The organism is Halomonas sp. MMH1-48, assembly GCF_022348105.1.
GTDB lineage: Bacteria > Pseudomonadota > Gammaproteobacteria > Pseudomonadales > Halomonadaceae > Vreelandella > Vreelandella piezotolerans.
Map to the genome: position 1 here is coordinate 1 of NZ_JAKRFL010000020.1, position 19925 is coordinate 19925.

The 19925-nt window shown below is 58.7% G+C and carries 19 protein-coding genes and 1 pseudogene; 10 read left to right on the plus strand and 10 right to left on the minus strand.

All coding sequences use genetic code 11. The features are described from left to right. Positions 1 to 123: 123 nt before the first annotated feature. The 6 genes and pseudogenes from MHM37_RS14560 to MHM37_RS14585 form a co-directional block, all read right to left on the minus strand. Positions 124 to 513: pseudogene (locus MHM37_RS14560) on the minus strand (LysR family transcriptional regulator); the annotation flags it as partial. Positions 514 to 562: 49 nt separating this feature from the next. Further along, positions 563 to 1624 carry an oligopeptide/dipeptide ABC transporter ATP-binding protein gene (locus MHM37_RS14565; protein WP_139528145.1) on the minus strand — a complete coding sequence of 354 codons (1062 nt, stop codon included), beginning with the start codon at positions 1622 to 1624 and terminating at the stop codon, positions 563 to 565. Continuing rightward, positions 1621 to 2637 (minus strand): ABC transporter ATP-binding protein, encoded by a 1017-nt coding sequence (locus MHM37_RS14570; RefSeq protein ID WP_239297138.1) that lies wholly within the window; start codon positions 2635 to 2637, stop codon positions 1621 to 1623. Before MHM37_RS14570 ends, MHM37_RS14565 begins: the two co-directional genes overlap by 4 nt. 7 nt (positions 2638 to 2644) lie before the next feature. After that, positions 2645 to 3589 (minus strand): ABC transporter permease, encoded by a 945-nt coding sequence (locus MHM37_RS14575; protein WP_239286228.1) that lies wholly within the window; start codon positions 3587 to 3589, stop codon positions 2645 to 2647. Then, positions 3586 to 4635, minus strand: a complete 1050-nt coding sequence (locus MHM37_RS14580; RefSeq protein ID WP_239297137.1) for an ABC transporter permease — start codon at positions 4633 to 4635, stop codon at positions 3586 to 3588. Before MHM37_RS14580 ends, MHM37_RS14575 begins: the two co-directional genes overlap by 4 nt. A 134-nt stretch (positions 4636 to 4769) precedes the next feature. Continuing rightward, a complete protein-coding gene (locus tag MHM37_RS14585) occupies positions 4770 to 6341 on the minus strand; it encodes an ABC transporter substrate-binding protein (protein WP_239297135.1) in 1572 nt (523 codons plus the stop codon). A gap of 276 nt (positions 6342 to 6617) precedes the next feature. Here MHM37_RS14585 and MHM37_RS14590 point away from each other — a divergent pair, with 276 nt between their 5' ends. Then, a complete protein-coding gene (locus MHM37_RS14590; RefSeq protein WP_239286222.1) occupies positions 6618 to 7130 on the plus strand; it encodes a hypothetical protein in 513 nt (170 codons plus the stop codon). Between the two features lie 6 nt (positions 7131 to 7136). Here MHM37_RS14590 and MHM37_RS14595 read toward each other — a convergent pair whose 3' ends face one another. Beyond that, a complete protein-coding gene (locus tag MHM37_RS14595; protein ID WP_239297133.1) occupies positions 7137 to 7529 on the minus strand; it encodes a glutaredoxin in 393 nt (130 codons plus the stop codon). 239 nt (positions 7530 to 7768) lie between these two features. Between MHM37_RS14595 and mpl the strand changes: the two genes are divergently transcribed. The 3 genes from mpl to MHM37_RS14610 are packed head-to-tail and all read left to right on the plus strand — an operon-like array spanning position 7769 to position 10439. Continuing rightward, entirely contained in the window at positions 7769 to 9154 is a 1386-nt protein-coding gene (mpl, locus tag MHM37_RS14600; protein WP_239297132.1) for a UDP-N-acetylmuramate:L-alanyl-gamma-D-glutamyl-meso-diaminopimelate ligase, read from the plus strand. Then, complete coding sequence (locus MHM37_RS14605; protein WP_239286216.1) at positions 9151 to 9819, plus strand: flavin prenyltransferase UbiX; 669 nt, start codon at positions 9151 to 9153, stop codon at positions 9817 to 9819. The genes mpl and MHM37_RS14605 overlap by 4 nt, the downstream gene beginning before the upstream one ends. Further along, positions 9816 to 10439 (plus strand): LysE family translocator, encoded by a 624-nt coding sequence (locus tag MHM37_RS14610; protein ID WP_174788519.1) that lies wholly within the window; start codon positions 9816 to 9818, stop codon positions 10437 to 10439. Before MHM37_RS14605 ends, MHM37_RS14610 begins: the two co-directional genes overlap by 4 nt. Positions 10440 to 10449: 10 nt before the next feature. Here MHM37_RS14610 and MHM37_RS14615 read toward each other — a convergent pair whose 3' ends face one another. Genes MHM37_RS14615 through MHM37_RS14625 form a run of 3 tightly spaced genes read right to left on the minus strand, consistent with a single transcriptional unit; the run spans position 10450 to position 13653 of the window. Next, the gene (locus MHM37_RS14615; RefSeq protein ID WP_239297131.1) at positions 10450 to 11847 is read right to left on the minus strand and encodes a bifunctional DedA family/phosphatase PAP2 family protein; all 1398 of its coding nucleotides are present in this window, start codon (positions 11845 to 11847) and stop codon (positions 10450 to 10452) included. A gap of 28 nt (positions 11848 to 11875) precedes the next feature. Next, on the minus strand, positions 11876 to 12802 hold the full coding sequence (locus MHM37_RS14620) for a diguanylate cyclase (protein WP_239297130.1): 927 nt from the start codon (positions 12800 to 12802) through the stop codon (positions 11876 to 11878). Next, on the minus strand, positions 12799 to 13653 hold the full coding sequence (locus MHM37_RS14625) for a hypothetical protein (protein ID WP_239297128.1): 855 nt from the start codon (positions 13651 to 13653) through the stop codon (positions 12799 to 12801). The genes MHM37_RS14620 and MHM37_RS14625 overlap by 4 nt, the downstream gene beginning before the upstream one ends. A gap of 143 nt (positions 13654 to 13796) precedes the next feature. Here MHM37_RS14625 and MHM37_RS14630 point away from each other — a divergent pair, with 143 nt between their 5' ends. The 6 genes from MHM37_RS14630 to rodA all read left to right on the plus strand — a co-directional run bounded on the left by MHM37_RS14630 (position 13797) and on the right by rodA (position 19923). Continuing rightward, complete coding sequence (locus MHM37_RS14630; protein WP_139528134.1) at positions 13797 to 15104, plus strand: glutamate-5-semialdehyde dehydrogenase; 1308 nt, start codon at positions 13797 to 13799, stop codon at positions 15102 to 15104. Further along, the gene (gene nadD, locus MHM37_RS14635; RefSeq protein WP_239297126.1) at positions 15101 to 15775 is read left to right on the plus strand and encodes a nicotinate-nucleotide adenylyltransferase; all 675 of its coding nucleotides are present in this window, start codon (positions 15101 to 15103) and stop codon (positions 15773 to 15775) included. Before MHM37_RS14630 ends, nadD begins: the two co-directional genes overlap by 4 nt. Before the next feature lie 140 nt (positions 15776 to 15915). Beyond that, complete coding sequence (gene rsfS / locus MHM37_RS14640; protein ID WP_153843855.1) at positions 15916 to 16302, plus strand: ribosome silencing factor; 387 nt, start codon at positions 15916 to 15918, stop codon at positions 16300 to 16302. Continuing rightward, positions 16299 to 16766, plus strand: coding sequence for a 23S rRNA (pseudouridine(1915)-N(3))-methyltransferase RlmH (gene rlmH / locus MHM37_RS14645; RefSeq protein ID WP_139528132.1), 468 nt, complete (start codon positions 16299 to 16301; stop codon positions 16764 to 16766). The genes rsfS and rlmH overlap by 4 nt, the downstream gene beginning before the upstream one ends. 86 nt (positions 16767 to 16852) lie before the next feature. After that, complete coding sequence (gene mrdA, locus MHM37_RS14650; RefSeq protein ID WP_139528131.1) at positions 16853 to 18760, plus strand: penicillin-binding protein 2; 1908 nt, start codon at positions 16853 to 16855, stop codon at positions 18758 to 18760. A gap of 2 nt (positions 18761 to 18762) precedes the next feature. Continuing rightward, positions 18763 to 19923, plus strand: a complete 1161-nt coding sequence (gene rodA / locus MHM37_RS14655) for a rod shape-determining protein RodA (RefSeq protein WP_139528130.1) — start codon at positions 18763 to 18765, stop codon at positions 19921 to 19923. Positions 19924 to 19925 lie beyond the last annotated feature (2 nt).

The window sequence follows — 19925 nt, forward strand, 5'->3', positions numbered from 1 at the left end:
GCGGGAGCAGCTTCTTGAGGATGGCTTCCCGGCGCTCGTCGGAGTACTTCATCGGAACCTCGTCACGCCCCACATCGTTCAGAGTCTAACAGCCGCTGACACTCCAACTAGCTTGACAGTGGGGGCCACCCAGCCCGTCGCGCGAAGGTAGGGCTGAATGCGCTCCTGCCAGCCGCTGCTGGCTAACCATTCCGGTAGAAAATGCGCCAGCAGACTTTGCGGTGCGGCTACCATGATTCGCCGCTGCTGACCGGCGCTAATTTCACGAACGCGGTCGCGCGTCAAACGCACCCGGTCGGTGACCTGTTCGCAGAGCGTCAAGAACTCTTCACCCGCAGGCGTCAACGACAGCGGTAACGTTTGTCGGTTGATCAACGTGACGCCCATTTCCTCTTCGAGCAGTTTGATCCGCCTTGAAAAGGTAGGCTGCGTGACGTGTTGTTCGTCGGCGGCGCGGGAGAAGTGTCGCGTTCTGGCCAGGGCAATGAAGTCTTCTAGCCAGCGAATTTCCATGCCTTACCTCGCAAAACGACCAAGCGTATGGCGCTTGAAGGGGCCGCGCTCATAGGCGGCCTTCCTCAACAGCGTGACACGCTACGCGGGTGCCGTCATCCTGGGTTATCAAAGCAGGTATTTCTTGCTTACAGCGGGCGTTAGCATGGGGACAACGACCATGGAAAACGCAGCCGCTGGGTAAGTTGACCGGTGTCGGCACTTCACCCGACAGGCGAATATGCTGGGGGCGGTCGTCCTCCAAGCGGGGAATGGCCGACAGCAATGCCTGGGTATAGGGGTGGCGGGGCTTGGCAAACAGCGTGGCGGTCGTGGCGACTTCACATACGGTGCCCAGATACATCACGGCCACCCGTGTCCCAAAGTGCTCGACCACCGCCAAATCGTGGGTAATGAACAGATAGGTCAGGTTGCGATCCCGCTGGGCATCCATCAGCAGGTTGAGCACCTGTGCTTGGATAGAGACGTCCAGCGCTGAAATGGGCTCATCGGCGACGATGAATTCGGGATCGACGGCCAGCGCACGGGCAATGGCAATTCGCTGACGCTGACCGCCAGAAAACTCGTGGCCAAAGCGCTTGCCCCAATCGGGGTCGATACCCACCGAACGCATCACCTCCTCGACTTTATCGAGGATCTGCTGGCGGTTCCAGTCGGGATGGTGCAGCCGCAGTGGCTCTTCCAGCGTCTGCTGAATGGTCATGCGTGGGTTCAGCGACGCGTAAGGGTTCTGGAAGATCATCTGCATGCGCTTGCGGTAGGGCAGGAGCTGCTTCGAGCTGAGATCGTCGATGCGCTGGCCGTCGTAGCGAATTTCGCCCTCTGAGGGAGAAATCAGCCCCATGACCGTGCGCGCCACTGTGGACTTACCGCAGCCAGATTCACCCACCACGCAGAGCGCTTCGCCGCGCTTGATGTCCAGATTGACGCCGTTAATGGCGTGGACATACTCCTGGTGGCGAATCAGCTTGCCGCCTTTGAAGCGTAGCTGCTCCAGAAAATCACCGGAGAGTGAGAAACGCTTTTTAAGACCGCGAATTTGCAGTAGCGAGTCGTTGCTCGCTTCGTTTTGAGTCGGCATGGTCGCGATCGTTTCCGCCTGGGCATTCATAGGCTCTCCTCCTTCAAGCGGCGATCTTCCAACATTTCCGCCACCATGTGGCAGGCCACGCGACAGTTGCCAGACTCGACGAAATCGGGGACTTGCTGGGTGCAGGCCGGCCGGGGGAGCCCGTCGGCTCGGTTGATAAAGTCACAGCGGGTATGGAACGCACAGCCGCTGGGCAAATTAGAGAGTGACGGCATACTGCCACGAATCTGGTTGAGTTTTTCACCCGGCGTCGCCATTTGCGGCAGCGCATTGATCAAGCCTTGGGTGTAAGGATGTTGCGGGTCGTTGATGATTTCCCGCGTAGGGCCCTGCTCGATGACGCGGCCAGCGTACATCACCAGCATACGCTGGGTCACTTGGCTTACCACCCCCAGATCGTGAGTGATCAAAATCAAGCCCACGTTGTGCTGTTCGCATAGCTCCAGCAGCAGCGCCATGATTTCGGCTTGAATCGTCACGTCCAGTGCCGTGGTGGGTTCGTCGGCAATGATGATGTCAGGGTCGAGTAGCAGGGCAATGGCGATGATGATGCGCTGGCGCATCCCGCCGGAAAGCTCGTGGGGGTACTGATCCAAGCGCTTTTCGGGAGAGGGGATCTGCACCTGGCGTAGTTTGTCCAGGGCGATGGCCCGGGCTTCTTTGGTGGAGATGCGGCGGTGGGCCTTCAAGCACTCCACCATCTGTTCGCCGATGGAGAGCACTGGATTCAATGTCATCATCGGGTCTTGGAAGATCATCGAAATGCGGTTGCCGCGCACTTTGCGCAGGCCTCGCTCCGACATGCTGTTGAGCTCTTTGCCTTCGAACGTGATGCTTCCGCCCGCAATGAAACCGGGTTTGGCGATCAAATTCAGCAACGAGAAGGCGGCGACGGATTTACCCGCGCCAGATTCGCCGACGATACCCAGGCGCTCGCCGCGCTCGAGAGTGAAGTTGACGTCGCGCAGGGCGCGTACTTCGCCCTGGCGCAGGGCAAAGCGGACGTCGAGTTGAGAGACTTCAAGAAGTGCCATGGTGTCCTCAGCCTTTGTAGAGTCGTGGGTTCATGACATCGCGCAGCCAGTCGCCCAGAAGATTGATCGACAGCACCAGCACGACCAGCACCGCACCGGGGATCAGCGTGATCCACCAAGAGCCTGACTGAATGTAGTCAAAGCCTGCTTTGATCAGCGACCCAAGTGAAGGGTGAGTTTCCGGCATACCCAGCCCTAAAAACGACAGCGCTGCTTCAGAAATGATGGCGTTAGCAATTTGCACCGTCGAAATGACGAAGATCGGTGACAGCGTATTGGGCAGCACGTGACGGAACATGATGCGCTTGCTGCGCAGGCCCATGACGCGGGCGGCGTCGACGTACTCTTTGTTTTTCTCGGCGAGTACCGAGGCGCGCACCGTGCGCGCGTACTGGGGCCACTCGGCCAAGCCGATGATCAGAATCAGCATCAGCACGGCGTACTGGCTGTAGAAAGCGCTGCCCAAGGTGGCTTTCACCACGGCCCCTACGACGATGGCTACCATCAGTGTCGAGAACGAGAGCTGGATATCCGCCAGACGCATCAGGAAAGCGTCGACGCGGCCGCCCAAATAGCCTGCCATCAGCCCGAAGGTCACCCCCAAAAGCGCTTGCAGCGCCACGGCGCCAAAGCCGATCAGCAGCGATACCCGCGTGCCGTAAAGGATGATCGAAAGAAGGTCCCGGCCCTGAGCATCGGTGCCCAGGGTGTACATCGGGTCGGCGCCATCGATCCAGAAGGGAGGTAGCTCGGAGGCAAGAATGTCTATCTGTGCCAAGTCATAAGGGTCGGTAGGTGCCAGTAACGGTGCCGAAAACGCCGTCACGACCAAGCAAACGAACACCGCAAGGCAGAGCTGTGCCGTGCGGTCGCGCTTGAAGCTGTACCACAAAAAGGAGTCGCGCAGGCGCTCCCAGCGGTTTGGTGCGGGGGTAGAAGTGGACGTTGTCATGCGGGCTTACCAGTCAGTTTTACGGTGGGGTTCACGAAGCCGTAGATCAGGTCCACGATGGTGTTCGTAACCACGAAAATGACGCCGACAATCATCAGGTAGGTCACGATGAGCGGAATGTCGGCACGGTTGATGGCGTCGAGGAACATCAGCCCCATGCCCGGCCATTGGAAAACGGTTTCGGTCAAAATGGTGTAGGCCACCATGGTGCCGATTTGCACGCCGCCCACGGTAATCACCGGCAGCATGGTGTTTTTCAGCGCATGGACGAAATAGACCCGGCGCATGGAAATGCCTTTGGCGCGGGCGTACTTGACGTACTCGGACTGCAGCACTTCCATCATTTCCGCGCGGATCAAACGAATGAACAGCGGCAGCATGATCGAGGCCAGCGAGACAGCGGGTAGTACCAGGTGCTGTAAGCCGTTCCAGGTTGCCAGGTTGGTATCCCAGTGACCCACCACGTGCACCAAGTCATAGCCACGGCCAAACGACGGCATATTGCCTTCGGTCGAAAGCAAGCCATTTAGCCAAGCCCCCCAAGCCGTGCTCTCCGGGAAGAGCGAGACGGTAATACCAATCGAGAAAATTTGAATCAACACGATGGCGGTCAAAAAGACCGGAATCGAAATACCGATAATCGACGCGCCCATAAAGAATCGAGAAATGGGCGAGCGCGGTTTGATCGCGCTATAGACGCCAATGGGCACGGACAGCAGCACGATGATCAGCGTGGCGGCAAAGACCAGCTCTAGTGTGGCGGGCAAGTGCCGAGCGATCACTTCCAGCGCCGGTTCGCGGTAAAAATAGGAGTCGCCAAAGTCACCTTGAACGGCATTTTTGGCAAAGCGCACGTACTGAACCAGGAAGGGGTCGTTGAGCCCCAACCGTTCACGAATGGCTTCGCGCTCACTTTCGGGGACCGACTGTCCGACCATCTGCTGTACAGGGTCACCCAGGTTATCCTGGATGGCGAAGGCCAGTACACTGATGACAAACATCACCAATATTGCGTGCATCAGCCGCTTGATTAAAAAAGCAATCATGGCGTACGCCACCTATGTAGGTTAATCAGAGACGCGCCGCATCAGGGCCGGGGCGACCCATAGAAAACGCTTCGCCCTCCAGCATGACTGGAGAGCGAAGCATCCTTGCGCGGGTGTTCGGTTCAGCGTGGGGCTTAGCGTTCGATCACCAAGTCACCCAGGTAGGGGAAGTCCAGTGCGCTAACGACCGGCTCAACGTCGACGCCTTCCGCTGCCGCGTAGGCCAAGTTTTGCCAGTGCAGCATGACGAAACCAACGTCTTCATACAGCATGGCTTCGGCTTCACGCAGCATATCGTTGCGTTTCTCGAGATCGGTTTCGCCGTCGGCTTCCGTCACCAGCGCGTCGATCTCTTCATTGCAGTAGCTGCCATAGTTGTACTGGCCAGCACCGCTCTCTTCATCGATACAGAACGAGAGATACTGGAAGAAGTTAGCAGTATCTTCGGTATCGGCGTGCCAACCGATCATGGCGATGTCGGACTGGCGGGTGTCGTACTCGGGCCAGTACTGGGCCAGCGGCATGGTACGCAGGTTCACCGTAATGTTGATACGTGCCAACATGTTGGCCACCGCCTGAGCGATTTGCGCATCGTTCACGTAGCGGTTGTTGGGCGCGATCATATCGACGCTGAAACCCTCTTCGTAGCCCGCTTCGGCCATCAACGCTTGGGCGCGTTCTAGATCGTAGCGCGGAACGAGATCCGGATTGTGGCCCGAGTAACCTTCAGGAGAGAACTGGCCAGCCGGTGTGGCGAAGCCGCGCATCAGGCGGTCGGCGATACCTTCCTGATTGATGGCGAGGTCGACGGCTTGGCGAACGCGAGCATCCTGAAAGGCCTCGACACGCTCTTCGTTGAGCTGGAAGCCAATGATACGGGTGCCGGGCACTTCGACCAATTCGACACCGTCGGCTTCACGCACACGATCCAAGTCGTTGGGCGGAACGGCATCGATGAAGTCCACGCCACCGGAGAGGAGGGCCGCTACGCGGGAGGCGTTTTCAGCGATCGGCGTCAAAATGATTTCAGAAACGTTGCCTTCGCTTTCGGTATCCCAGTAATCCTCAAAACGTTTGAAGTCGACGCGGACACCCTGGCGGCGGTCGGTGACGATGAACGGGCCGGTGCCTGATACGTTACGTGAAGCGAAGGAGTTCCCCGCTTTGACGATCTCGCCTTTGTCGTTACCCTCTTCGGTTTCGCCCGTGTAGAACTCGCTATCCATCGGGAAAATGTAGGTAGCAAGGTTCAACAGCAGCGGATAGGGCTCAGACGTGGTGATTTCGACGGTGTAGTCGTCGATGGCTTCTGCGCTAGCCACCGGATCAAATATGGCGCGGTAGTCCGGGCTCTCTTTCAGACGCTCAATGGTCCATACGACGTCTTTCGCTGTGAAAGGGTTACCGGAATGGAAAGTCACGCCTTCGCGCAGGGTCATGCGCATGGTGGTGTCGTCTACCTGCTCCCATTCGGTGGCCAGGCGCGGCTCGAATTGGAAGTCTTTGGTCCAGCGTACCAGCGGGTCGAAAGCGAGGTGCGAAAAACGCAATACGCCTCCGGAGAGCTGCTCGTGCAGGTCCAAGGTTTCAGGGTCGGCAGAGTAACCAATACGCAGGGTTTCTGCGCTTGCCGTCATCGGCAACATGGCGGTTGCTACTACGGTTGCACCAATCACAGAGGTCAGTAGTGTCTTCTTGAGCGTCATCTTTGTTCCCATGTATGTTGTTTATTGTTCGCTTTGCTGGACATGTCGCAGACGCATCAATGACCAGCAAAACAGACACGGTCAGCTCGTAAGCTATGCTGACAACATAGAGAGAGGTCATAGCGTCATACAATCGAAATAATGACTGGCCTCATTCATCTGATAAATGATGAGGCTAACGACGCACGTTGTAGACCAGGGTGTTAGACAAAAGTCGATGCGTGCCAGTGCTTTGGCTGGCTAGCCTCGAACAGACCACAGAAGGTGTCGTAGACGATGTTCAAACAAGGGGTTGGCTGGCTACTCGCCAGTGCATTAACGGGCGGTGCGCTGTTAGCAGGCGCTGACGAGTCGGCGAATATAGTCGGGACATTGGACGGTGACGAGCGTGCTTGGTTCGTATTACGACAAAGTGACGATTCCAATGCGACGTTCATGGATGTCGGCGACCAGCGACAAGTCGAGGTCACCGGTTTCGTCGACCCGCTGGAGTGGGATGCCCAAGAGGCGCTGGTTCTGAGTTTCGTACTGGAGGGGGATGAACTCGTCTCGGCCAAGGTCATGCAGCTCATTGGACCCACGGCCATACCACCCCTTTACACCTCGGAAGGAGGCAATATTGATGTGTCATTGAACCACGTGGAGCAGCAAGGGCGAGAGTTACACCTGCAAGGCGAGATTCACGGCGTTTTAGCGCTTCAACACGACGCTGAGACACCCCCCAGCATATCGGAGGGCATCGATATTCGCGTTAACTTCGAGCTGGCCGCACAAAGGGTAGAGTTCTAAAAGTCGTTAGTGACTCGCAAAGCGCTGATGCAGCCAGCGGTTGATCTCATCCGATTCATAGAGCCACGTTGCCTGGCCGTCATCATGCTCAATTTTCAGGCAGGGGACTTTGACTTTGCCGCCGCCATCCAGCAGCGCCTGTTTGTGGTCGGGGTCCAGCTGGGCATCCCGCAGCTCGATGTTGAGCCCCAGGCGCGCCATCTCTTTACGCACTTTGATACAAAATGGGCACGTTCGAAACTGATAGAGCGCGAGTTTCTGGCATTCGGCATCGACGCGTGCTTGCTCTTCTGGAGAGCGCTCCACGGCGGAAGGGGTCGATAGCTTCTCTGAGATCAGCATGACCGGCGCCAGCAAGATGCGAACACCTCTAAAAAAGTAGCGAATCAATACACGCATGATGGACTCCTGTTCTGCCCTATGGGTCACGGTGCAGGGCTGTCAATGTAAATGGCGAACAATAGGTGGGCGCATCCTGCAATAAATCGTCTCCATTGTCACTTTCTCGGCCGTCTGTCCCCTCTCTTCTTGCGAACAAGGTGAGCATCATCGCGTGGCGTGCTAATCTCAGCGCTCGCTGATTGGTAGGTTCGGTAAGTTCAATCGTTTGAAATGGTTAGGAAGGGAGCGCTTGGCCCATGCGTCTGCACATTATCGGTATCTGTGGCACCTTTATGGGGAGCCTTGCACTACTCGCGCGGGAATTGGGCCATGAGGTGAGCGGCTCCGATGCCAATGTGTATCCACCGATGAGCACGCAGCTCGCGGAGGCGGGCATCACCCTGATGGAAGGCTATCGTGAGGAGAATCTGTCGGGTGCCATCGACTTGGTGGTGGTGGGTAATGCGCTTTCGCGAGGGAACCCCGAGGTCGAGGCGCTGCTCGATAGTGGCCTGCGCTACACCTCCGGTGCGCAGTGGTTGGCCGAGCATGTGCTCCCGGGGCGACAAGTGATTGCCGTGGCGGGCACTCACGGTAAGACGACCACCGCAAGCTTATTGGCGTGGCTACTGGAAAGCGGAGGCCTATCGCCCGGCTTTCTGATTGGTGGCGTGCCGCGCAACTTTGGTGTTTCCGCCCGTTTGGGCGCGCTTGATGCTCCCTTCGTGGTGGAGGCCGACGAATACGATACGGCATTTTTCGACAAGCGCTCCAAATTCGTGCACTACCGCCCGCATATCGCGGTGATGAACAATCTCGAGTTCGATCACGCCGACATTTTTCCAGACTTAGCCGCCATCGAGCGACAGTTTCATCATTTAGTCCGCATCGTACCTCGCAAGGGGCAGTTGCTGGTCGCCGATCAACAGCCTGCGTTGGAACGGGTGCTCTCGATGGGCACGTGGTCGCTGGTGTCCCGTTTTGGCACCGACGCCAGCAGCCAATGGCAGCTTCGCTTGGAGCGTCCCGATGCCAGCCGTTTTCAGGTGCTCCATGTCAGCGACCAGGGCGAGGAGGATGGTGTCGTCGAGTGGACGCTCACTGGTGAACATAATGCGCGTAACGCCTTGGCGGCGCTGGCCGCTGCGCGTCTGTGCGGGGTGCAGTTAGCGCGCGCCTGTGCCGCGTTGGCACGTTTTCAAACGCCCCGTCGCCGCCAGGAGCTCCGAGGAGAGGTCAACGGTATTCAGGTCATCGATGATTTTGCTCACCATCCCACGGCGATTGCTGCCACGCTGGAGGGCTTGCGCGCCGCCACGACCAAGGGCCGCCTGCTGGCGGTGATCGAGCCGCGTTCCAACACCATGCGCTTAGGCGCGCTGCGTGAGCGATTGATTGATAGCGTTGCCGAGGCAGATGCGGTGTTTTGGTTTCAGCCCAGCAACGTGGCTTGGTCAATGGAGTCGCTCGTCGAGGCCCAGGGGGAGCGCGCCGCACTGTTTGACGACATCGAGGCGCTGGTGGAGACCGTGGTCACACAAGCGTCACCGCTAGATCGTATCGTGGTGATGTCCAACGGTGGCTTTGAAGGGGTTCATGAGCGTTTATTGAACGCATTGACCAAGAAGGAGCTAGAACAGTGACGACGACGTTCAAGCCACCGGTCACCGTTGCCCTTACCGGGGCGTCAGGTGCTCAGTACGGTCTGAGATTGATCGATGTGTTGGTGAAGGCTGGGCACGAAGTATGGGTCATGATTTCCAAAGCAGCCCATATGGTGATCGCCACGGAAACCGATGTGTCCCTTCCGGCTCAGCCGCAGCGTTTGGTCGAGGCGCTGACTGAACGCAGCGGTGCGCAGCCTGGGCAGATCCGTTGTTTCGGTCGCGAGGATTGGATGGCACCGGTGGCGTCTGGGTCGGGCGCACCGTCGGCCATGGTCGTTTGCCCCTGCTCAACGGGCACTTTGTCGGCAGTGGCCACCGGCGCGAGTAACAACTTGATCGAGCGGGCGGCGGACGTCGCCATCAAAGAGCGTCGCACGCTGGTCATGGTGCCGCGCGAAAGCCCTTTTTCGCCGATTCACTTAGAGCACATGCTTGCGCTGAGTCGCCTGGGGGTAGTAATTCTGCCCGCCGCGCCGGGGTTCTATCATCGTCCCCAGCGCCTGGAAGATTTGATCGACTTCATCGTGGCGCGCATTCTCAATCAGTTGGGGATCGCGCATACGCTAATGCCGCGCTGGGGCGAAGAGCAACACGTTGCGGCCACCTCTCGCGATGCGCAAAACAAGGAAGGTTCGTCATGATGTCATGGGCGACGCTCTCGGTCTTCGTACCGACGTTTCTCTTCGTCTCGTTAACACCAGGCATGTGCATGACACTGGCCATGGTGTTGGGCATGACGCAAGGCGTCAAGCGCACTCTGTGGATGATGATCGGGGAGCTTATCGGCGTAGGTTTCGTAGCGGCGGCGGCGGGGGCGGGCGTCGCTGCGTTGATGCTGCGCCAGCCCGAACTATTCATCGCCTTCAAGTGGGTGGGCGGTGCCTATTTGGCTTATTTGGGCATCATGATGTGGCGCTCACGTGGGCGAATGGCCATTCCTAGCGAGCTGGATACGGGGCCCGCGGCGGGGCGTCTTCAGTTAGCGACTCAGGGGCTGGTCACCGCGGTGGCCAATCCCAAGGGGTGGGCATTTTTCATGGTGCTGTTGCCCCCCTTTTTGGACGGCAGCAGGCCTTTGGCTCCGCAGTTGAGCTTGTTGATCGCGGTAATTCTGACCATCGAATTTGCCAGCATGCTGGTGTATGCCACTGGTGGGAAAACGCTACGTAAGGTGCTAGGCAAAAGTGGTAATGTCAGGCTATTAAACCGTATTGCGGGTACCTTGATGATCGGTGTAGGTCTTTGGCTAGCGCTTGGTTGAGCGTAACGCCTCAGAGGGGCGGAAAGAACGCTACGCGTACGCTCAATAGCACGAGTGGCCCCAGCAACAGCGCTGCCCAGGGCAGCGCTGGCAGCGGTGGCCGATAGCGGCGCTGCCAGTTGATTTGAACCACGGCGCACACGACCAATCCCAGCAATGCACCGCCGATGAGATCACTCAGCCAGTGAACGCCCAGCACCAAGCGTGACAGCGCCATCGGCAGCGCCGTTACCATGGCTAGCCAATAAACCCACATGCGCCTTTGTCGAGGCAGTCGCGATGCAGCGAAAGCGGCGAATAGGCCAGCGACGACGACCCAGGTCGATGTATGCGCGCTGGGGTAGGAGAACGACCCGGTCAGATACTCCGGTGTGTCGGGCCTGGGTCTTGCAAAAACGGCCTTACCCAAGGTATTGAGCGCGCCGATGCCTCCCAATGCCAGCGCTCCATGGGTCAGTAAATCCCACCGTTTGATCCAGACGAGCCAGCCGAACCAAGGGAGCGTCAGCGCGACGATTCCAGCCTTGTCACCTATTTTGGCGAGCACCAGGCTGGTCGCCGTCAGCCAGTCGGTGTCGAGCCAAGCGAAGAGCCGCTGTGCCTGAAGGTCGATCATCAGTGGCTCGGGGTGCTTCAGCACCAGCAGTGTCCACGCGCATGCCAAGGTGAGCGCGAGGAGCGATAAGAACAGCGACGCCAAGGGCACCTCGCCACTACGGCTCATGGCTAGCCAGGGGCGCCGTATGGCGGGTACGCGCCGAGCCAGCCGAGCGATGAAGAAATACACACGGCCATCACGTCCCACCTGAGCCCGCCCCCATGAGAACACGATAGCGAGCCCCACGATGCTGGCGGCCATGACAAAAAGGGCCATCTCCACGTTAGCAGGAAGGTCGAGCCGTTGCTGCCAGGTGTGGCCCAGCAAGTAGCCTGGTAGCAGATAGGCCGGAGCCCAGAGTGCAGCCGACGTAATGTTGGCCAGTAGAAAAGTTCGCGCTGGCATGTGCATCATGCCAGCGACAAGCGGAATGATAGGGCGCACCGGGCCGACGAAACGGCCAATGAACACCGAGTAAACGCCGTAATGCTCGAAGAAGCGCGCTCCTCGGCCCAGCCACTCTGGATGTTGCGATAGCGGCCAGCGTGTCAGCACACGATCGCTGTAACGCGCGCCCAGTAAGTAGCTCAAGCCGTCGCCAAGTACGGCCCCGATGAAAGCCGCGCCGATTAGCCAAGGGAGGGCAATCATCTGATGCCCTGCCATCGACGCGGCCGCCGTGATCAGTACGACGCCTGGCACGAGTAATCCCACCAGCGCAAGAGATTCAATCAGCGCAATGCCCAGTACCAGAAGTAATAGCGCCGTCGGCGAAAGCGAAAGAGAGAGGAGCGTGTCAGCAGTCGGCAAGAGTGAATCCATCCACAAAACAAGAAAACTAGACGTTGGCCATCGCGTCGGCGCGTGCTTCCAGTCGCTGTATGTAGCGCTCGAAGCTCTCTTTGCGTAGCGGCAGGCAGGTGGCGATGCGGACTTCCAGCTGTCCGGTCTCGACCAGTACGCAGTGTGACAGCGACCGCTGCAGCCGTTCACGCACGAGCAGCGCGCCGCTCTCACTGGTATCTGGCAGCACCAGCCAAAACGTAGCGCTGCCTGCGCGGCCCAGAATGTCGTGGTCTCGGCAGCGACTGTTGACCTCCTGACACAGCGCGGCTAGCAGCGCCGTTTGGGCCCGCAGGCCAAACTGCTCTCCGGCCATGTCTAGTTGCGGGAGGTGGAGCACCAAGACGGCCAAGCGTTTGTTCAACATGGCAGCACGCTGGAATTCGTTGTTCAAGCGCTCTTTTAACGTGTCGACATGGTAGGCGTTGCAGTCACTGTCATTGGGGTCCGTGGCGCGAAGCAATGCGCGACGTCGGGCGTGTTCCCAAGGAGGCAGCGCAAGCAGCAGGGCCAAGACGACCACACCTAGCGAAAGTGGTATGACGCCGACCGGTGCCAGCCACCACCAGGCGATCAAGCTCGCCGTGTTGACCGCCAGCGCACTCCATAAAGGAAGCAGCAAAAACGTCGCAGCCATCGGTAATCCCCACCACAGGGAGGACGTTTCCACGTTGGCATTCACCGCGCTTAGCACGACGACGTAGGTGCTGATCAGCAGTACCAAGCGAGGCAGCGCCGGCTGAGTGCCCTGGCCCACGTGCATTAACAGGCACGCTAATAGCAAGAGTGACACGAACAGAGGCACCAGCAGTTCGCGGTAGCTACCCATGGCATAGAGCCATAGCGTATAGGCGACCATCGCGATAATGCTAGTACCGTAAGCCAAGGTCATGAGACGTTTTGGGGAAAAGAGGGTATTCATGCCACCTCACGTAGGTGGGATGCCGGAAAGTGGCTCAACTCGTCGAGCGTCAACGAGGCAAGCTCGATGTCCATCAGGGGGGTGTGTTGCGTGAGCACGTTATCAGGCAGGGCGGCCACTAATAGCGTCCGGCGGCTGGCAGCTTCTCCTGGGGTTTTGGAGAGCATCAGGGTAGCCAGCGTCGTGCTGTTGAGACGGTAGACGTTCTCGAAATCGTAGGTAAGTTCGCATAGTTTTTGTGCCACCGGCCAAAGCTGGCGTCTTCTTACCCGAACGATGAGTACGTCGGCATGAATGGCTTCACGCTCGGAGCGGGTCTGTTCGCGTATCAAGTCTCGCAACAACTGCTCGCCAGCCCACAGATTCAAACCGGGTATGAGGCGTAACCGCTGACGAATGACGCCATTGATCGTCAGCAGTTGGTGGGTGCGCGACATGGCCAGCAGCAGTAGGATGCTCAAGGAGAGTGTCATCAACAGCCATTCGGGGAGCGGGATATGAGGTAGCAGCACGAGGCAACTGACCAGCGCAGCGCCACCGTTGAAAACGGCCGCCCAACGATCCTGGGGTAGCATGAACACGGCCCCCCAAGCCCAAATGAGTAGCGCATGTCGGTCTGGTGCGGAGGCGATGAGTCCCAGCAGAAGCGTGCCTGCGAGCATTTGCCAGGGCAAGCCTCGGGAGCGGCGATGGCTAAAATCCAGGATCAAGGCGGTGATCAAGAGCCAGCCGATGGAGAGCCACATCATGACGGCCGCTGCAGGTTCCGCGCTGGGTATCCAGAGCGATAAAGCGACGGCCGCGGCAAGTAGATTAGCCTTCAATAGGCTGATTTTGTATTTGCTTTGCATGGTGGCTTACTATTTACCTGATTGCGAATGTCCCTAGCATAACGCATTGCTTGGCCTCGTCCTTCGAATCACTCAGTATTAGGCCATTCGGCGATACGATACGCCGCACTTCATCGGTAACGCTTACGACACAGGGAGATCGCATGCGCGGTTCTGAGACATTCCAACAAGACGCCCAACACCATCTGGCTGCCGGGGATGTGCCCGCATACATGCAGCAGGTAGGGAAAAGTGCCCGAGCCGCTGCCAGCGTTCTGCGTCGCGCCGATACGCATGTCAAGAACCAGGCGCTGATCGCCATGGCATCGCGTGTCGATGCCGCGCGCAGCGAGATTTTACAGGCCAACGCGCAAGACATGCAGCGAGGGCGAGAAAACGGTCTGGATAGCGCGCTGTTGGATCGTTTGTCGCTCAATGATCAGCGCATTGACGCAATGATCGAGGGACTTCGTCAAGTGGCTACTTTGCCGGACCCCGTCGGCGAGATCGACGGTATGCGCTATCGCCCGAGCGGTATTCAAGTGGGCAAAATGCGTGTGCCGCTGGGCGTGATCGGCATCATTTACGAGTCGCGTCCCAACGTGACTATCGAAGCCGCTAGCCTGTGCCTGAAGTCGGGCAACGCCTGCGTGTTGCGCGGTGGCTCTGAGGCAAGCGCTTCCAACGCGGCGCTGAGCCGCTGTTTACAGGCAGGGCTGTCCGATGTGGGGCTTCCAGCAGGCACCGTGCAAGTCGTGGCGACGACCGACCGTGCCGCCGTAGGGGAGATGATCGCCATGCCAGCGTATATCGACGTGATCATTCCTCGGGGTGGTAAATCGCTGATCGAACGCATCTCCCGCGATGCCAAAGTGCCCGTCATCAAGCATTTGGACGGCGTGTGTCATGTCTATATCGATGCGACGGCCGATCCTGCCAAAGCGCTGTCCATAGCGGTCAATGCTAAAACTCACCGCTATGGCACCTGCAACACCATGGAAACCTTGTTAGTGGACGCTGCGGTTGCAGATATCTTACTGCCAGAGCTGGCCCGGGCATATGCCGAGCACGACGTCGAGCTGCGTGGCTGCGAGCGTACACGAGCACTATTGCCCCAGGCGCTCGAGGCCAGCGAGGAGGATTGGCAAGCAGAGTACCTGGCTCCCATCCTGGCCATCAAAGTGGTGGACGGCGTGGACGAGGCCATCGAACACATCGAGCGCTATGGCTCCCACCATACCGATGCCATCGTGACACAAGATTACTCATTGGCGAGACGCTTCATGGCAGAGGTGGATTCGAGTTCGGTCGTCGTCAATGCCTCGACTCGCTTTGCCGATGGCTTCGAGTACGGCTTAGGCGCTGAAATCGGTATTTCTACCGATAAGCTGCATGCCCGTGGGCCGGTGGGACTTGAAGGATTGACGACCCAGAAATACATCGTGCTAGGTGACGGTCAGGTTCGCCAATGAGCGAGACATCAAGACGCCCGCCGCCATTGCGGGTGGGCATGATGGGGGGCACTTTCGACCCGGTTCATCATGGTCACCTGCGCAGTGCATTGGAAGTGCGTGAAGCCCTGGGGCTTGCGACGCTGCACATGGTGCCTGCGCCACAGCCGCCCCTGCGCGATACACCCCAAGTATCGGCCGCCCAGCGCTTTGCGCTCCTGCAAGCGGGCATTGGCGATGCCTGTGGTCTCGTAGCCGATGATCGTGAGCTTCGACGGGAGGGCCCTTCCTACAGTGTCGATACGCTGGCGGAGCTTCGCCAGCACTACGGCGACGAGGTGTCGCTGGTCATGGTCATCGGCCAGGATGCGTTTTTGCGCTTGGCCAACTGGGACCGCGCCGAGCAGGTGTTTGGGCTGGCGCATGTAGTGGTCATTGCGCGTCCAGGCTATCCATCGCCTTGGCCGTCCGCACTGAAGGAACTGGTTGGCCATCGCGAAGTCAGTAGTGTCAGCGAACTGATGACGCGCACGCGGGGTGGTGTTTTACAGTTGCAGCTGCCATCACGGATGGCGATATCGGCAACGTACATACGCCAACGGTTGAAAGAGGGGAAAAGCGTGCGGTATCTGGTGCCTGAAGCGGTGGAGCAAGCAATTTTCAGTGAGCGGCTTTATCAAACCGGTGAATAGCGCTGGCAGTCGCGAAAGAAGCCGTTACAATGGCCCGCTTGCAGTTCGGTGCCACCGATCAGGTGGTGCCGTCATCGCATTTTATCAATCGACACGTCATCACCATACGTCACTACAACAAGGGGTTGCCTTCAGGAGTCATGCACATCGATACACTGAAAAACCTAGCGATCGACGCGCTAGAAGAGCTCAAAGCACGTGATATCACGCAACTCGACGTTGCCAAACTCACCGAAGTGACCGACCTGATGCTGATTGCCAGCGGTACTTCGACTCGCCACGTGGCGGCGCTGGCCCAAAATCTCGTCGAGAAAGCCAAAGCATCCGGACTTCATCCCCGCGGCGTAGAAGGCGGCGACAATGCAGACTGGGTACTGGTCGATTTGGGTGACATCGTCGTCCACATCATGCTGCCCGAAGCGCGTGCGCTCTACGATCTCGAGCGGCTATGGGCAGACTTGCCCAGCGATGCTGGCGCGGTGAGTGAATCGCTCAAGCAGTTCGAAGAGCGAGCCACGATGTCATGAGGATTCGGCTGTTAGCGGTGGGAACCAAAATGCCCGCGTGGGTAGAGCAGGGCGTCGAGACCTACCGCAAGCGGCTCCCTCGGGATTTCACGCTCGAAATCGAAGAAATTCCTCTTGGTCAGCGCGGTAAGAATGCCGATATCGCCAAAGCGCGTGCGCAAGAAGCACAGCGCATTCGCGAAAAACTGCGCGGCGATGAGATCGTGGTCGCGCTCGAAGTCAAAGGGAAGCCTTGGACCACCGAGCAGCTCGCCCGAGAAGCAGATGCTTGGCGTATGGAGGGGCGGGACGTCGTTCTGCTCGTCGGCGGTCCGGACGGTTTGGAGCCTTCTCTGTCCGCCACGGCGGACAAAGCGTGGTCTCTCTCGCCGCTGACGCTGCCCCACCCACTCGTCAGAATCATGCTGGCAGAACAGCTCTACCGCGCCTGGACACTGTTGGTGGGTCATCCCTATCACCGCTAGGCGTTAAAGGCCGATCGACGGCTAAATTGTGTTTACTCCCCACTGGGGCCGCCGCTTTTATTGTTTTGTGAGAGTCCTCTGTTGCCATGCCTCAGCGCCGTGACACGCTAAAAATTCCCGAGCAAGAACTGCGTATTTTCCGTGTCAGGGCACTGCTCGCCGTGTTAGTGGTCGTGGTGCTGACTAGCCTGTTGGTTAGTCGACTAGGCTACCTACAGATCGTGCAGCACGATCTCTACAGCACTCGCTCTGAAAAAAACCGCGTACGGGTCGAGCCTCTGCCGCCTAATCGTGGGTTGATCTACGACCGCAACGGTGTGCTGTTGGCGGAGAACCGGCCTACCTACAATTTGACCCTGGTGCGTGAGCGAGTCGATGATCTCGATGAGACGCTCTCTTTGCTGGTCGATCTTCTGGAGTTGCCTGAGGAGGAGATCGAGGCGTTTCAAGTGCGTTCCCGCCAGCGCCAGCGACCGTTTCAGCCTGCGCTGTTGATGAGCGACCTGAGCGAAGAACAGATCGCTCGGCTGGCCGTCAATCGCCACCGGTTGCCCGGCGTCGAAGTCGAGGCTCAACTGCTTCGCTACTATCCCGATGCGGACGTCATGGCCCACGCTCTGGGGTACGTCGGGCGTATCAACGCAGAAGAGCTACAGGAGCTCGACCCAGGACGCTATGCGGGTACCCATTTCATTGGCAAAACCGGCGTCGAGCGTTTTTACGAGACTGAACTCCACGGCGAGGCCGGACTACGTAAGGTCGAAACCAACGCACGGGGCCGCGTTCTACGCGAATTGGGCCGAACCGACCCCGTGCCCGGTGCCAACCTCACCTTGACGCTCGACCGCTCCTTGCAAATGCTGGCTTACGAGCTGCTTGATGGGCGACGCGGTTCCATCGTGGCTATCGTGCCCAGCACTGGCGAAATTTTGGCGATGGTGTCGACCCCTGGATTCGATAGTAACCAGTTCGTGACCGGCATTGATGTCGCTTCTTATCGAGCGCTGCAGGAAGATATCGACCTGCCGCTGTTCAACCGTGCCATTCGCGGTCACTACCCGCCGGGGTCGACCATCAAGCCCTTCTTGGCGCTGGCAGGGTTGGTCGAGGGCGTGATCACCCCGGATAGCACCATCAACGATCCCGGTTTCTATCAATTACCCAACGATTCTCGCCGCTATCGTAATTGGCTGCGCTGGGGGCATGGGCGTGTCGATATGGAGCGCTCCATTGCCGTATCGAATAACACCTACTACTACTCTCTTGCCCACGACCTCGGTATCGACAAGCTCCACGAACAGATGACCAACTTCGGCTTTGGCCAACGCGTGGCGCACGACGTTCAGGGAGAAAGCACGGGGCTGATGCCCTCGCGTGACTGGAAGCGGGCGCGGTTCAATCAGCCGTGGTATCCCGGCGAAACGCTCTCGGTAGGCATTGGTCAAGGGTATTGGCAGGTCACACCGCTGCAGCTTGCCAGCGCTACCGCTGCCTTGGCCAATCGTGGCCATTGGGTGAAGCCGCGCTTGGCCCTGCGTATTGGCGAGCAGCCGGTGCCCGAAGAGCTCCCCGATACGCTGCCCGATATCGAACTGGCCAACGATAACTGGTGGGATCGGGTATATAGCGGTATGGAAAAAGTGCTCAGCGGCAGCGAGGGCACGGCACGTCGAACTGGGGTGGGGCTCGAGTATCGCATGGGGGGCAAGTCAGGCACGGCCCAGGTGTTCTCGCTTGGTCAAGATCAGCGCTATAACGCGGAAGAGCTCGAAGAGCGCCTACGTGATCACGCGCTTTTCATGGCGTTTGCGCCCATCGACGACCCACAAATTGCGGTATCGGTCATCGTCGAAAACGCGGGGGGCGGCAGCACTCATGCCGCGCATTTGGCGCGGGCGATGACGGATGCTTGGCTGCTCGAAGATGATGCCCCCGAGGTCGAGGAAGTCAAAGAGGTGTTAGAGGAAGATACCGCCAACGTGGAGGGCAACTAGCGATGCCTTGGCAACTGATTACCCGTTCGTTGCGGCGTTATCCAACGCGTCCGCCGGACAGCGGTATCGCCCGGCGCAAAAGTGTGTGGGAACGTATCCACCTCGACCCCTGGCTGCTCGGCATGCTATTGGTGCTGATGAGCGCGGGGCTATTGGTGCTTTACAGCGCTTCGGGGCAGCGGCTCGATACCGTCATCGCCCAGGCCATTCGGTTTGGCGTGGCGCTGGCGGGTATGGTGATCATCGCCCAGTTCTCCCCCTCGACGTTTTTACGCTGGGCACCGCTGGCCTACGGGGTGGGTCTTGCCATGCTGATTGCGGTAGAAATTGCTGGCGATATCGGCATGGGGGCCAAGCGCTGGCTTGAGATTCCTGGCGTCATCCGTTTTCAGCCTTCGGAGATGATGAAATTGGCGGTGCCGCTGATGGTGGCCGCATATTTGAACCGCTGCCAGTTGCCGCCACGTCTTCGCGATATCGTGGTCTGCGCGGTGATCATTGGTGTACCGGTCGTACTAACGGCCATTCAGCCAGATCTTGGTACCTCGTTGTTGGTGGCCAGCGCGGCGGTGATCGTCGTGCTGCTGGCAGGGCTTTCCTGGAAGTTGATCGGTTTGGTCGCAGCGCTGGGCGCGGCGGGCCTACCGGTGCTTTGGATGAACATGCACAACTATCAGCGACAGCGGGTGCTGACGTTTCTAGACCCCGATAGCGACCCGCTGGGTTCCGGGTGGAACATCATACAATCCACTACGGCCATCGGCAGCGGTGGTCTATGGGGCAAAGGGTGGTTAGAAGGTACCCAGTCCCAACTCGAGTTCTTGCCCGAGCGGCATACCGATTTCATCATCGCCGTGTTGGGTGAGGAGTTTGGCCTGGTGGGTATGATGGTGCTGCTGACGCTGTATGTGATGATCGTGGGCCGCGGGCTGTGGCTGGCGGCATCGTCCCAAGATACCTTTGGTCGCCTGTTCGCAGGCAGTATCATTCTGACGTTTTTTATCTATGTATTCGTCAATGTGGGCATGGTGAGTGGCATCTTGCCGGTGGTGGGCGTGCCGCTGCCACTGGTCAGTTATGGCGGCACCTCTAGCGTGACCTTGTTAGCGGGGTTCGGTATTCTCATGTCCATACACGCCCATCGGCGGTTACTGCCACGCTGACG

Bases quoted from the DNA above. Each gene is read 5' to 3' on its own strand.
- MHM37_RS14565 (WP_139528145.1), bottom strand. From the start codon at position 1,624: ATGAATGCCCAGGCGGAAACGATCGCGACCATGCCGACTCAAAACGAA.
- MHM37_RS14570 (WP_239297138.1), bottom strand. From the start codon at position 2,637: ATGGCACTTCTTGAAGTCTCTCAACTCGACGTCCGCTTTGCCCTGCGC.
- MHM37_RS14575 (WP_239286228.1), bottom strand. From the start codon at position 3,589: ATGACAACGTCCACTTCTACCCCCGCACCAAACCGCTGGGAGCGCCTG.
- MHM37_RS14580 (WP_239297137.1), bottom strand. From the start codon at position 4,635: ATGATTGCTTTTTTAATCAAGCGGCTGATGCACGCAATATTGGTGATG.
- MHM37_RS14585 (WP_239297135.1), bottom strand. From the start codon at position 6,341: ATGACGCTCAAGAAGACACTACTGACCTCTGTGATTGGTGCAACCGTA.
- MHM37_RS14590 (WP_239286222.1), top strand. From the start codon at position 6,618: ATGTTCAAACAAGGGGTTGGCTGGCTACTCGCCAGTGCATTAACGGGC.
- MHM37_RS14595 (WP_239297133.1), bottom strand. From the start codon at position 7,529: ATGCGTGTATTGATTCGCTACTTTTTTAGAGGTGTTCGCATCTTGCTG.
- mpl (WP_239297132.1), top strand. From the start codon at position 7,769: ATGCGTCTGCACATTATCGGTATCTGTGGCACCTTTATGGGGAGCCTT.
- MHM37_RS14610 (WP_174788519.1), top strand. From the start codon at position 9,816: ATGATGTCATGGGCGACGCTCTCGGTCTTCGTACCGACGTTTCTCTTC.
- MHM37_RS14620 (WP_239297130.1), bottom strand. From the start codon at position 12,802: ATGAATACCCTCTTTTCCCCAAAACGTCTCATGACCTTGGCTTACGGT.
- MHM37_RS14625 (WP_239297128.1), bottom strand. From the start codon at position 13,653: ATGCAAAGCAAATACAAAATCAGCCTATTGAAGGCTAATCTACTTGCC.
- MHM37_RS14630 (WP_139528134.1), top strand. From the start codon at position 13,797: ATGCGCGGTTCTGAGACATTCCAACAAGACGCCCAACACCATCTGGCT.
- nadD (WP_239297126.1), top strand. From the start codon at position 15,101: ATGAGCGAGACATCAAGACGCCCGCCGCCATTGCGGGTGGGCATGATG.
- rsfS (WP_153843855.1), top strand. From the start codon at position 15,916: ATGCACATCGATACACTGAAAAACCTAGCGATCGACGCGCTAGAAGAG.
- rlmH (WP_139528132.1), top strand. From the start codon at position 16,299: ATGAGGATTCGGCTGTTAGCGGTGGGAACCAAAATGCCCGCGTGGGTA.
- mrdA (WP_139528131.1), top strand. From the start codon at position 16,853: ATGCCTCAGCGCCGTGACACGCTAAAAATTCCCGAGCAAGAACTGCGT.
- rodA (WP_139528130.1), top strand. From the start codon at position 18,763: ATGCCTTGGCAACTGATTACCCGTTCGTTGCGGCGTTATCCAACGCGT.